The organism is Clostridium sp. AM25-23AC, from assembly GCF_003435125.1.
In the GTDB taxonomy this organism is placed as follows: domain Bacteria; phylum Bacillota; class Clostridia; order Lachnospirales; family Lachnospiraceae; genus Pilosibacter; species Pilosibacter fragilis.
Genome location: NZ_QWGI01000002.1, coordinates 207,398 through 220,677, shown reverse-complemented (window position 1 = coordinate 220,677; position 13,280 = coordinate 207,398). Strand labels below are relative to the sequence as shown.

10 protein-coding genes are annotated in these 13,280 nt (G+C 51.8%); 1 reads left to right on the top strand and 9 read right to left on the bottom strand.

Going from position 1 to position 13,280, the window contains the following annotated elements; translation table 11 throughout:
* Positions 1 to 242: 242 nt before the first annotated feature.
* Entirely contained in the window at positions 243 to 824 is a 582-nt protein-coding gene (locus DW677_RS02190; protein WP_117552217.1) for a cysteine hydrolase, read from the top strand.
* A gap of 474 nt (positions 825 to 1,298) precedes the next feature.
* Here the strand turns inward: DW677_RS02190 and DW677_RS02185 are convergent, their stop codons facing one another.
* From DW677_RS02185 to DW677_RS02145, 9 genes are all read right to left on the bottom strand, one after another.
* Entirely contained in the window at positions 1,299 to 5,999 is a 4,701-nt protein-coding gene (locus DW677_RS02185; RefSeq protein ID WP_117566405.1) for a PolC-type DNA polymerase III, read from the bottom strand.
* Between the two features lie 2 nt (positions 6,000 to 6,001).
* The gene (ispG, locus tag DW677_RS02180) at positions 6,002 to 7,066 is read right to left on the bottom strand and encodes a flavodoxin-dependent (E)-4-hydroxy-3-methylbut-2-enyl-diphosphate synthase (protein WP_117504058.1); all 1,065 of its coding nucleotides are present in this window, start codon (positions 7,064 to 7,066) and stop codon (positions 6,002 to 6,004) included.
* A 40-nt stretch (positions 7,067 to 7,106) separates the two neighbouring features.
* Positions 7,107 to 8,192 carry a M50 family metallopeptidase gene (locus DW677_RS02175; protein WP_242990509.1) on the bottom strand — a complete coding sequence of 362 codons (1,086 nt, stop codon included), beginning with the start codon at positions 8,190 to 8,192 and terminating at the stop codon, positions 7,107 to 7,109.
* 233 nt (positions 8,193 to 8,425) lie between these two features.
* The gene (locus tag DW677_RS02170; protein WP_117566404.1) at positions 8,426 to 9,574 is read right to left on the bottom strand and encodes a 1-deoxy-D-xylulose-5-phosphate reductoisomerase; all 1,149 of its coding nucleotides are present in this window, start codon (positions 9,572 to 9,574) and stop codon (positions 8,426 to 8,428) included.
* Positions 9,575 to 9,588: 14 nt separating this feature from the next.
* Positions 9,589 to 10,392, bottom strand: coding sequence for a phosphatidate cytidylyltransferase (locus DW677_RS02165; protein ID WP_117469453.1), 804 nt, complete (start codon positions 10,390 to 10,392; stop codon positions 9,589 to 9,591).
* Between the two features lie 11 nt (positions 10,393 to 10,403).
* The gene (locus DW677_RS02160) at positions 10,404 to 11,132 is read right to left on the bottom strand and encodes an isoprenyl transferase (RefSeq protein ID WP_117566403.1); all 729 of its coding nucleotides are present in this window, start codon (positions 11,130 to 11,132) and stop codon (positions 10,404 to 10,406) included.
* A 239-nt stretch (positions 11,133 to 11,371) separates the two neighbouring features.
* Positions 11,372 to 11,926 (bottom strand): ribosome recycling factor, encoded by a 555-nt coding sequence (gene frr / locus DW677_RS02155; RefSeq protein ID WP_021904275.1) that lies wholly within the window; start codon positions 11,924 to 11,926, stop codon positions 11,372 to 11,374.
* A gap of 15 nt (positions 11,927 to 11,941) precedes the next feature.
* Entirely contained in the window at positions 11,942 to 12,643 is a 702-nt protein-coding gene (gene pyrH / locus DW677_RS02150; RefSeq protein WP_021904274.1) for a UMP kinase, read from the bottom strand.
* 179 nt (positions 12,644 to 12,822) lie between these two features.
* A complete protein-coding gene (locus DW677_RS02145) occupies positions 12,823 to 13,176 on the bottom strand; it encodes a hypothetical protein (protein ID WP_117566402.1) in 354 nt (117 codons plus the stop codon).
* Positions 13,177 to 13,280: the final 104 nt, after the last annotated feature.

The window sequence follows — 13,280 nt, the reverse complement described above, 5'->3', positions numbered from 1 at the left end:
TTTCTTACGGTCAGCGCAGTAAATGCGCAGACCTACTGAACCCAAATAGTTACAATTTAACAACAATTCCAAATAAAGATAGCATTGATTTTGTGTAAAGTCAATGAAAACGCCTGATTTCAAGCAAGATTGTTAATAAAGTAACATTCGTTTCGCTTGTAAATTCTCCTCATCAAAACTATACTAAACTTTAGATACACGGTTCTATCACCAGGCCGCCAAGAATCAGGAGGAATCTCTTTATGGATCAAACAGCAAAAACAAATCAGGATTTATTACTTGTCATTGACATGCAGAATGTCTACACTAAAGGTCAGGAATGGGCCTGCGAAGAAGTCGAAAAAGCATCCGACTCCATTCTCCGCCTTCTAAACAGCCGCGCCCTTTCCCAGGTGATCTTCACCCAGTACCTCGCCACAAAACACCCGGAAGGCGTATGGAAAGAATACAACAAAGTCAACGCCGCCGTAAACGCAGACCCCTGGCTCAACGAAATGATGTCCGAGTTTCTGCCCTACACAAAAAAATACCCTGTATACACAAAAAGCGTCTACTCCTCCTTCGTCATCCCGCAAGTACGTGAACTCGCAAAACACGCCTCCCGCGTCGTGATCTCCGGCGTAGTAGCAGAATGCTGCGTACTCTCCACCGCCCTCTCCGCCATCGATGCCGGATGCAAAGTCATCTACCTCACCGATGCCGTAGCAGGGCTCAATGCGACCTCACGAAAAGAAGCCGAAAATATCCTTTCCTACCTGTCCCCTCTCCACACCGAACTCATGACCACCCAGCAATACCTGGACAGCCTCCTCCAAGAGGAATAAAAACCTCAGATGCTTCACGATCCCCCAACGTCCTCACACTGCCCACATCCTCACAATCCCTCAACGTCCTCACACTGCCCACATCCTCACGATCCCTCAACGTCCTCACACCGCCACAACAACCTCGCGATGCCGCGGCGCCCAAAGGGCCCCGCGCATCGTCTGGCTTCCGCCAACACTTTTTCTCCCTCCACAGCCTTCCCTTTCCCCTCCCCCCTCACTCCCGCCAACACACAGCGCCGGTGAAACTCCGGGCACAGACCGCCTGGGTGGAGGGAGCTGGCTTCCTCTTGGCTCGCAGGAAAATGCGTTGGAGGCCCGGGGACACTTATCTGAGCAACGCAAGTTGCGAGTTGTGTCCCCGGACCTCCGCCCTTAGCATTTTTCTGGGAGCTTAGAGGAACCCTCCCGGAATCCCACTAAGCGTTCGCGCCCGGAGTCTCACCGGCGCGTCCCCCCCAGCCACTATGAAATTTAGAAATCAAACAGCGACAACTGATTCGACTCCGGAAGTCCCTTCAGGATCCCCAGTTCCTCCATCAGATCACAGATCGTCTTACTGACCTTCGTCCTGTTCCTGAAATCCTCTTTAGACAGGAACTTCCCATCCTTCGCCGCCTCCTCGATCGAGTCCGCAGCCTTCTCTCCCAGACCATCAATACTGTTAATGGAAGGCATCAACTTGTCTCCCACAACCTGAAAATGTCTGGCCTTCGCCGTATAAATATCCAGCGGCAGAAAATCAAACCCCCGCGCATACATCTCCTGCACGATCCTCATATCCCTCAGCGTATCCTGCTCCTTCTTCGAAAGCGTATCCGCCCTCTTCTTATAATCCGCCAGATGATACTCCAGCTTCTCACGCCCTAAACACATGATCTCATAAGAAAACGCACTTGCACGAATACTGAAAAAAGCCGCATAATACGCCAGCGGATAAAACACCTTACAATAAGCGATACGCCAGGCCATCATAACATACGCCGCCGCATGCGCCTTCGGGAACATATATTTGATCTTCTTACACGACCAGATATACCAGTCCGGCACCCCATGCTTCGTCATCTCCTCTTCCCAGTCGGGCTTCAGTCCCTTACCCTTACGGACCGCCTCCATGATCGTAAACGCAAGACCTTCCTCAAGCCCCTGCTGGATCAGATAGATCATGATATCATCACGCGTACAGATCGCAGTCTGGATCGTCGCCTTTCCTTCCTGAATGAGTGTCTGGGCATTTCCCAACCATACATCCGTACCATGGGCAAGACCGGCGATACGCACAAGGTCTGAAAAGTACTTCGGCTTTGTATCAATTAACATCTGCATCGCGAAATCCGTACCAAACTCCGGCACGCCGAGTGCTCCAAGCTTACAGCCACCGATATCCTCCGGCTTGATCCCCAGCGCATCCGTACTCTGGAACAGGCTCATGACCTCCCTGGAGTCAAGCGGGATATCCTTGACCGGATCGAGTCCTGTGAGATCCTGCAGCATACGGATCATCGTCGGATCATCGTGTCCGAGAATATCGAGTTTCAACAGGTTGTGGTCGATGGAATGGTAATCGAAATGGGTCGTGATCGTCTTCGTGGTCATATCGTTCGCCGGATGCTGTACCGGGGTAAACGAATAGATCATCTCGCCGAGCGGCAGAACAACGATACCTCCCGGATGCTGTCCCGTTGTACGCCGTACGCCGACACACCCCTGAACGATCCGGTTGATCTCACAGTTCCTCTTCCGTTCCCCATGCTCCTCAAAGTAATTCTTCACATAGCCGTAGGCCGTCTTATCTGCCAGAGTACCGATGGTCCCCGCACGGAACGTCTGCCCTTTACCGAAGATAACCTCCGTATAGTCATGGGCACGGCTCTGGTATTCACCGGAGAAGTTTAAGTCGATATCAGGCTCCTTATCTCCCTTGAATCCCAAGAACGTCTCGAACGGAATATCAAAACCGTCCTTGACCATCGGATGTCCACAGACCGGACACACCTTATCCGGCATGTCACATCCCGCCATACCTCCGTACTTCTTCACTTCCTCTGAATCAAAGTCATAATAATGACAGTTCGGGCAAGAATAATGGGGACTTAGCGGGTTTACCTCCGTGATACCGGACATCGTGGCGACAAAGGACGAACCTACCGAGCCTCGTGATCCGACCAGATACCCGTCCTCGTTGGATTTCCATACTAATTTCTGCGCAATGATGTACATAACCGCGAATCCGTTGGAGATAATGGAGTGCAGCTCCCGCTCCAGACGGTCCACAACGATCTTCGGAAGATTCTCGCCGTACATCTCGTGGGCGCGGTTGTAACAGATGTTTCGCAGCGTCTCATCAGACTTGTCGATGACCGGCGGACACTTATCCGGCCGCACCGGCGCGATCGGCTCACACATGTCCGCGATCATTCTCGTATTCGTGACAACGACCTCATAACACTTGTCACTTCCCAGATACTCAAACTCTGAGAGCATCTCTTCCGTTGTCCGCAAGAACAACGGAGCCTGTTCATCTGCATCCTTAAATCCCATTCCTGCCATCAGGATCTTCCGGTAGATCGCGTCATCCGGATCCATAAAATGCACATCGCAGGTCGCGCACACCGGCTTGTTAAACTGCTCGCCGAGGGAAACGATCTTCCGGTTGATGTCCATCAGGTCATCCACTGTTTTCACCGTGCTCTTCTCATCCCTCAGCATAAACATGTCGTTTCCAAGAGGCTGGATCTCCAGATAATCGTAGAACTTCACGATCTTCGCAAGCTCCGCATCCGGCACGCCCCGCAGGATCGCCTGATAAAGCTCCCCCGCCTCGCAGGCTGATCCAATGATCAGGCCCTCCCTGTACTGGTTCAGCACGCTCTTCGGAATTCTCGGTCTTCTCGAGAAATATTTAAGGTGGGACCATGAGACAAGACGATACAGATTCACGCGTCCCAGGTCATTCTTTGCGAGAATGATGACATGGTACGTCGGCATCTTCATGATCGTCTCATCGCTCACGTGGCTGAACTCCTCCAGCTGGTCGAGATTCGTCATATCGTGCTGTTTTTTTAACATTTCCACGAATTTCAGGAAAATTCCAGCAGTTGCCTCCGCATCGTCCACGGCCCGGTGATGGTTCTCCAGGGAAACACCCAGTGCCTTCGCTACCGTATCCAGCTTAAACCGGTTCAGGTTCGGAAGAAGTGCTCTCGCCAGAGTCACCGTATCCAGGACTGTCGGATCAAAGGGCAGTCCCAAAAGACCCGCATTGTGGGAGATAAAGCTCACATCGAAGGACGCGTTGTGGGCAACCAGTGCCGCATCCCCCACAAACTCCAGGAATCTCGGCAGCACCTTGTCCACCGTATCCGCCCCCATGACCATGGCATCGTTGATCCCTGTCAGACGCTCGATATCGAAGGGGATCGGAACCTCCGGATTCACAAACTCATCCATCCTGTCGATGATCTCGCCATTTCTCACCTTCACGGCACCAATCTCGATGATCTTATTCTTTGTCGGCGAGAATCCCGTGGTCTCGATATCGAACACCACATAGTCCCCATCGAGACTCTGATTTCTGGAATTGACGACCATCTCCTTCATGTCGTCCACCAGATATCCCTCGACACCGTAGAGGACCTTAAAAGTATCCCCTTTGTCAAGGGCATGGTTCGCGTCCGGGAACGCCTGGACACAGCCGTGGTCTGTGATCGCCAGGGCCGGCATTCCCCACTTCTTCGCCCGCTTTACCAGGTCCTTTACCTCGGAAACGCCATCCATATCGCTCATCTTCGTATGGCAGTGGAGCTCCACTCGCTTCACCGGGGCATTATCCACACGCTTGGAGGTAAAGTCCTCGCTCTTCTTAATGCCCACGATGGAACCGATAGTCAGCTCGCCGTCGAACTTATCAATGGTGGTGATTCCCTTGATCTTGATGAAGTTTCCTTCCTTGATAGCCGCAGTGGCGTCCTCCTCCTGACCCTCTCTTAAGAACATCTTTACAGTAATACTGTCTGTAAAGTCTGTAAGATCGAAGATCATGAGCTTGTTTCCGCTCCGGAGTTCCCGCTTCTCCGCCCGGATCACTTTACCACGGATCACGACCTCGCCGATCTCACCGTCGATGTCATGGATATTCACCGCATCGCCCTCAAAATCGCGCCCGAAAAGAACATCCGGGTTCTCCGACTTTCGGTACGGGATCCTTCCGTCGGAGCCTTTCCGGAAACCGCCGGAGAATCCACCTTTTCCCTTCTCTCCGAAGGTCTTCTTCGTGAATCCGCCGCCGTTTCCGTTCTGTCCGCCGCCCGCGGACTTTCCAGTCTGGTTTCCGCCGCCCTTTCCAGCCGCGTCCGTCTTCTGCTTTGCAGCTCCAAAACCGGCCGATGTCTTTGTGCCGGAACCGCTCTTTCCACTGGCTGCCTTTCCCGGATCCGCGCCGGATCTGCCGCCGGAAGCTCCAGAACCGGCCGCACTTTGAGCCGCCATCTGAACATCCGCGTTTCCATTTCCATCTCCGAATGTCCCGTTAAATCCACCGTTTGACGTTCCTTCATCCCAGGGGGCACTCTCCGCTGCACCTTCTAAGTAATTCTCCTCACTCTGTACACCTACAACGAGTTCTCCTCCCGGCTTCATGAATACCGGCTGATCCATCGGGTCTTTCTTTTCACTCTCTTTATATAAAAATTCCACCTCAGCCGCAAGCCCGCAGCGCTCCGTGAAGATCTTTTCCAGTACCCGTCCGACTTCCTTAGACCGCTCCCTGTAGATCAGATTGTCCTCGATGGTCATGACCATCTTATCGTCGGTGACAAACTTCGTGTCCGCCCGGCGGAGAATATTATACTCGATCATCCCGTAGTTCTTTAACTCCATGAGGATACTGTCCCGGTAGACATCGTAGAGCTTCTCCGGGGTATACTGTGCCGAGAGGCGGTATTTCTCTAAGATCTTGATCGTGATCGGTCTCCCCGGGAACAGCTGCTTCGCGATCCCGGCCTCTAAGGCATAAATATTCTTTTTATGGATCAGCCGGGGACTCCTGATATAAACACGAATAGAGCTTCTGTCCTTTGTCATGGTGACCTTTTCCACCACAACAAGCTTCAAAAGCTCTTTCAGTTCATCAGCAATATTAAGCCCCGGGAAAACTTCAAGGAATGGTTTTTCCATACTTATTTCTGCATCTCCTGCATCTTCAAAAGCTCTTCCCGAAGAACGGAAAGAAGTTCATGTTCCGGTACCTTTTTGATGATCTCTCCCTTTTTGATCAGGAGACCTTCGCCGATTCCACCGGCGATTCCGATATCCGCACTTCTCGCCTCGCCAGGTCCGTTGACCACGCAGCCCATAACGGCTACCTTCACATCAAGATCCATGCCGGATACCATATCCTCTACCTGATTTGCCAGGTGAATGAGGTCGATCTGGGTCCTTCCGCAGGTCGGACAGGAAACAACTTCCACGCCGCCCTTCCTGAGCCCTAACGTTTTCAGGATCAGTCTCGCGCTCTTTACTTCCTCCACCGGATCTCCGGTTAAGGAGACACGGATCGTATCGCCAATCCCCTCATGGAGAATGATTCCAAGACCCACAGAGGACTTGATATTTCCGGAAAGCAGTGTTCCGGACTCTGTGATCCCCACATGAAGCGGATAATTCGTCTTCTTTGCGATAAGCTCGTGGGCTGCCACACACATTAAAACGTCGGAGGACTTGATGCTGATCACAAGATTATCGTATCCCAGTTCCTCCACAACGGCCACTTCCTTCAATGCGCTCTCAACGAGAGCTTCCGCCGTCACACCGCCGTATTTTGCGAGGAGGTCTTTCTCCAGAGAGCCACTGTTTACTCCCACGCGGATCGGGATCCCGTACTCTTTCGCCTTATCGACGACAGCCTTCACCCGCTCTCTCGCCCCGATGTTGCCCGGGTTGATGCGGATCTTATCCGCTCCGCTCTCGATAGCTGCGATAGCCAGGCGGTAGTCAAAGTGAATGTCGGCAACCAGCGGAATATGGATCTGCTTCTTGATCTCGCGGATTGCAGCAGCCGCTTCCATGGTCGGAACCGCCACACGGATAATGTCACATCCGGCGTCCTCCAGGCGGTGGATCTGCTCTATCGTTGCCGCCACATTCTCCGTCTTCGTGTTGCACATGGACTGGATCAGAACCGGATTTCCCCCGCCGATCTTTTTGTCCCCAATCTGAATTTCCTTTGTATGATCTCTATACATCCATCTCTCTCCCACTTCAAAAAACGAAATTTCACTCCTGCTAAAATATCATTCTCAAATCATTAAATACAACAAACACCATAAATGTCATGAGCAGCGCCATCCCGGCCATATTCACCGCGCTCTCCACTCTCTGGCTCACCGGCTGTCTCGTGACGAGTTCCCAGAGTAAGAATACCAGCCGTCCGCCGTCAAGCGCCGGGAACGGTAGCAGGTTCATAACGCCCAGGTTCGCCGAAAACATGACCATAAGATTTAAGAGGTTCATCACCACCGTCACGAATCCGTACTGGGTGTTCTCTTCCACAGTCTGATCGATGATCGTGACAATGCGGACAGGTCCTGCGATATCGTTTGTGGAGACCTTGCCCCCGGCGATCATCTTCAGGCTGTCGATCACCGTGAGGATCCAGTACCGCACCTCGTAGACGCTGTACTGCAGAACCTGCACCAGTGACTCCGGGGCATCCCGGTGTCCCTGAAGAAGGACGCCGAGGTAATACCTGCCGTCCTTAAACTCCGGCTGGATCACCGTGTGTTCTGTCGTCCACGACGATGATGTTTCGTCATATCGTCTATACTCCACCTGCACGGGATCCTGTCCGGCCGTCATCAGGTACATGGAGATCTCCCTGGAAAGATGGATCTTTCTGCCATCAAGCTTTGTGATCACATCGCCCTCTTTCAGTCCAGCCGTCTCCGCAGGCATTCCCTCGGAGGTTCCGGCGATGACTGCAGGATCGATTCCGGCCCAGGATAAGATCACCAGGGAAAAAACGAACGCCAGGATAAAGTTGAAGATCGGTCCTGCGGCGATCACCGCCATCTTCGCCAATGGTCCCTTATCAAAGAAGGAAACTCCCTTCACATCCGGGACTTCTTCCTTTTCATCCTCATCTTCCCCGAATTCTCCAAGCATCGCACAGGAGCCGCCGAGAGGCAGAAGCTTTAAGGAATACCGGATTCCGGTCTTTTGGCTCACCCATGAGAGAAGTCTCGGTCCGAATCCCACCGAGAACTCCACCACGGCAATCCCGTTTAACCGCGCCAGGAGATAATGTCCAAATTCATGAAACAGGATGATTCCGCCAAGGACAACCACCGCTGCCAGATACCCAAGATCCAACTTTAATATTCACCTGCTTTCATTAAAACATCATAACTATTCAGTACCTTCATCGTTACATGCAAAAATCCATTCCAGATCAGCTTTGCTGATGGGATTTTTGCTTTCCAGCTCGAGTTTTCTTACGGTCAGCGCAGCAAGTGCGCAGATCTACTGAACAGTTGCAAAATATCATTCAATCTTTGCACATACCTTTGATGTGTGAAACAGAGTTTTTCAATCATTATACAGCTTTAGAAATTCCACTGCTTCTTCAGGAACTCGTAAGTCTCCGCTTCCGTCTCAAGCACCTCATCCAATGACGGATGGGCGATCTTCTTATGATGTTCCATTGCAGCCTCGAGCATATCCGTGATCTCCAGATAGCTGATCTTCTTCCCGAGGAACTTCGCAACCGCGAACTCGTTCGCCGCGTTAAACACTACAGGCACGGAACCGCCCGCTTTTCCTGCTTCTCTCGCGAGTGCCAGGCCGCGGAAATTCTCGTAATCCGGCTTGTCGAATATGATCTCCTTCATGGACCAGAAGTCGAGACGATCTCCCCTCATTGGTCTGCGCTCCGGGTAATAGAGAGCATACTGGATCGGAAGCTTCATATCCGGCGTTCCGAGCTGCGCCATCACAGCACCGTCCTCAAACTGTACCATAGAGTGTATCACACTCTTCGGCTGCACAACGACCTGGACATCGTCCATTCCCACATCAAAAAGCCATTTCGCCTCCATGACCTCGAGACCTTTGTTGACCATGGTGGAACTGTCGATGGTGAGCTTCGCTCCCATGGACCAGTTCGGATGCTTTAAGGCATCCTCCACCTGGACATTCTTCATCTGCTCTCTCGCCCATCCGCGGAACGGGCCGCCGGATGCTGTTAATAGGATCTTTTCAATCTTATTCCCGTGTTCCCCGTTTAAACACTGGAAGATCGCGCTGTGCTCACTGTCCACCGGAAGAAGACGGACTTTTTTCTCCTTCACAAGCGGGATGATGAGATGTCCCGCAGTGACAAGCGTCTCTTTGTTTGCCAGGGCAATGTCCTTTCCTGCCTCGATGGCAGCCATCGTCGGGCGGATGCCGATCATGCCCACCACTGCCGTCACGAGGATCTCATATCCTTCCATGACCGCAATCTCCAAAAGTCCTTCCATGCCGGAGACGATCTTCGTGTCTGTATCTGCCACGCGGACAGCCAGCTCTTTTGCCTTCTCCTCATCCCAGACACCGCAGATCTTCGGGGAGAATTCACGGATCTGACTCTCCAGCGCATCGATGTTTCTTCCCGCCGCGATTCCTACAACTTCAATATCTCCGTTTGCACGGACTACATCCAAAGTCTGGGTTCCGATGGAACCTGTGGAACCCAGAATAGCAATTCGTTTCATCTCTTTGTCCTTTCCTACCGGATGCCCATAAATGTGATAGCGAAATAGATCGCCGGGGCGGTAAAGATCATGCTGTCAAACCGGTCTAAGATTCCGCCATGGCCAGGGATCAGATTTCCGTAATCCTTGATGTCATGGTTTCTCTTGATGGCGGAAGCCGCCAGATCTCCCACCATGGAGATTACCGCCGCGATGGCGCAGGCAGCTCCCGAGATCACGCCCGGATTTATCACCTGGATCATATTGTTCTTAAAGAAGGTTCCGTAGAGGAATCCTAAGACTGCCGCGCCCACGACACCTCCGATGGCACCCTCCACGGTCTTTTTCGGGCTCAGCTTCGGGGTCATCTTATGCTTTCCAAAAAGCTTTCCCGCGCAGTAGGCGAAGGTATCACAGCCCCAGGAGCTTAAAAGGATCAGCCATACGAGATATTTTCCGTCCGGCATCTCCCGCACCTGATAGAGGTAGGAGAACATGATCCCCACATAGAAGATTCCAAAGAACGCCACCGTGATCTGCTCCGTCCCGTACTTCGGGAACGTCACCACGTAGATCGTCATTAAGATCATGAGGGAAATGATAGCGAGGAACGTCACATACTGCTCCCTGTTTCCCATGATCCAGTAATAAGCAACGACAGCCGCATAGCCCACAAACCCCGGTGCCGATCTCTCGATCTTCATGACCCGGTAAAGCTCATAAAGTCCGATCAAGGAGATCGCCATGGAGCCGAAATAAAGGACTGCACTGCCCTCAACAAGCAGAAACGCCGCAATGATCACAAGGACGATTCCGCTGATCAGTCTTGTCGTAAACATAAGATCACCTCTTACTCCGTTTTTACCGCCGTAACTCCTCCGAACCGGCGCTCTCTCTTATCGTACTGGCGGATCGCGTTCAATAATTCTTCCTTATTGAAATCCGGCCACAGGCATTCTGTCACGTAGAGTTCTGAGTACGCGAGCTGCCATAACAGGTAGTTAGAGAGGCGAAGCTCCCCGCTGGTGCGGATCATGAGATCCGGATCCGGGATTCCTGCCGTGTCCAGGTAGGACGCGAAAACTTTCTCCGTCATATCCTCCGGCGCGATCTTCCCTTTCTCCACATCCGTCATGATCTTTCTCACTGCTCTCGTGATCTCATCGCGGCTTCCGTAGTTTACGGCGATCACAAAGGTCATTCCTGTATTTTTTTTTGTCTTTTCTTCCAGGACATTGATCGCGCCCACGATATCCGGCGCAAAACGGCTTCTCTCGCCGATCATGCGGACACGGATGTTGTTCTTTTCAGCCATTGCGAGAAGCCTCTTCGCGTAGAAACGGAATAACTGCATCAGCGCGCCGACTTCCTCCTCCGGGCGTTTCCAGTTCTCTGTGGAAAATCCGTAAACTGTCAGATACCGGATTCCAAGCCGTGCTGCGTCCTCAACGACCTGCTCCAGTGTCTCGCAGCCCTTTTTATGTCCAAGCTGTCTCGGAAGTCCGCGCTTCTTCGCCCATCTTCCATTTCCGTCTAAGATCAGCGCCACGTGGGCGGGAATCTTTAAATTCTCTTCCATGATTGTTCTCCCTTTATCTTTTGGCTCGTTGCCCGCGCAGACTATGAGAAACGTAAGTATTTCTCAAGTTGCCGCGTCTTCTACACTCTGTTCCGGTCGTTGCTGGACAAGCGCCACTGGCGCTTAGCAACGTCAAAACCTCGTGCAAGCACGGGCCTTGACTCGTTGCCCGCGCAAACAAACGGGGACAGGAAAACTTCCCCTGCCCCCTGTCTGTTTTGTGTAGTAGGAAACTCCGATTAAACGGTAAGAATTTCCTTTGTCTTGTTCTCAACGGCCTTGTCGATCTTCTCGATGGACTTGTCGGTAAGCTTCTGGACTTTCTCGGTAAGCTCTTTTAAATCGTCCTCAGAGATCTCATCGTTCTTCTCCATCTTCTTGAACGCTTCATTCGCGTCGCGGCGGATATTGCGGATCGCTACCTTAGCGCCATCGCCTTTTTTCTTAACATCCTTTGCAAGCTCTTTACGTCTCTCCTCGGTGAGCTCCGGGAATACGAGACGGATCACGGAACCGTCGTTGCTCGGGTTGATTCCAAGCTCGGAGGTCTGGATCGCCTTCTCGATCGGGCGGATCAGACTCTTCTCCCACGGCTGGATCAGGATCATTCTTGCCTCCGGAACGGAGATATTTCCGACCTGCTGGATCGGTGTCGGTGTTCCGTAGTAATCCACTTTGATCTTGTCAAGTACATGCGGGTTCGCACGTCCTGCGCGGATGGATGCGTACTCGTTTAAGAGGGCATCGATGGATTTTTCCATTTTCTCTTCATATACTTTTAATTCTTCGCTCATGGTTTCCTCCTGTTATCAGACGGTAACGATCGTACCGTTAATTTTTCCCTGCATGGCGTTCGCGATTCCATCCTTTTCGTTTAAGGAGAATACCGCCATCGGCATTTTGTGTTCCATACACATAATAGAAGCAGTCAGGTCAACGACACCGAGCTGCTTGTCGATCACTTCCTGGATCGAGATCTCGTCATACTTTTTCGCATTCGGATTTACCTTCGGATCACTGTCGTATACGCCGTCGATGGACTTTGCGAGGAGAATGCAGTCCGCATCCATTTCGATCGCCATCAGAGTGATCGTCGTGTCGGTAGAGAAATACGGCTGTCCGATTCCACCGGCAAAAAATACGACCATTCCGTGCTCAAAATACTTGTTCGCACGGTCCTTGGAGAACAGTTTTGTCATATTTCCGCACTCAAACGGGGTAAGGATCTGTGTCTTCATTCCCGCGTTCCGGAAGATCTCGGATACATAAATACAGTTCATGACAGTCGCAAGCATTCCGATCTGGTCTGCCTTCGGGCGGTCGATCGCGTCGCTTGTACGTCCACGCCAGAAGTTTCCGCCGCCGATCACAACGCCGACCTGTACACCTGCATCAACAGATGCCTTGACCTGTCTTGCAACTTCCTTTACCGTATCTTCGTCAAAGCCAGTCTTTTTCGGACCTGCAAGGGCCTCTCCGCTGAGCTTTAAAAAAACTCTTCTGTTTTTCATTTTCTCTGATCTCCTCGTAATCTTCTGTGACTGTTTCGTTCCAGTCGCCACAAATCTCTTTTTCCTTTCCACAGGGCAGACCACGACCGCCCCGCGGACTTAGGATAAGTATAACACACTTTCGTCTGTTTGCCAACAGTTTCAGAGCGGCAGGATCCGCTTGTGGATGTTTCCCTGTCCTACCTCTTTTTATCTTCCCGGAAGCTCTTGAGCACCAGTGTTGTCGGATACCGGTACGCGTAGGTGCAGCCCTTCATAAGCTCCACTTCCTCCGGATTCCTGCACACGCTGAGGATCATATTTTCTTCTTCAGAGGTCAGGTACGCCTCCCCGTTTCCGTCGCGTTCCTTGATATCTTTATAGATCCGGTATTTCTTATAAAAATCCGGGCAGGATCCCTGGCGCATCTTAACCGGCTCCGGAACGATATTGACCCGGTACTGATCCGACATTCTGGCTAAAATGTTGTGGATCCTTTCACAGTATTCCCTCGAGACGAGTCTCGGTGAAGGAATACAGATCATATAGTTCATAATTGTGCCTTCCTTTGTCGTTTTTGAAAAGCAGATGACAGACTTCTGCCACATGCCTGCACTAGTATAGCATGAAATCCGCGTCTTGTGAACCACAAAATGCA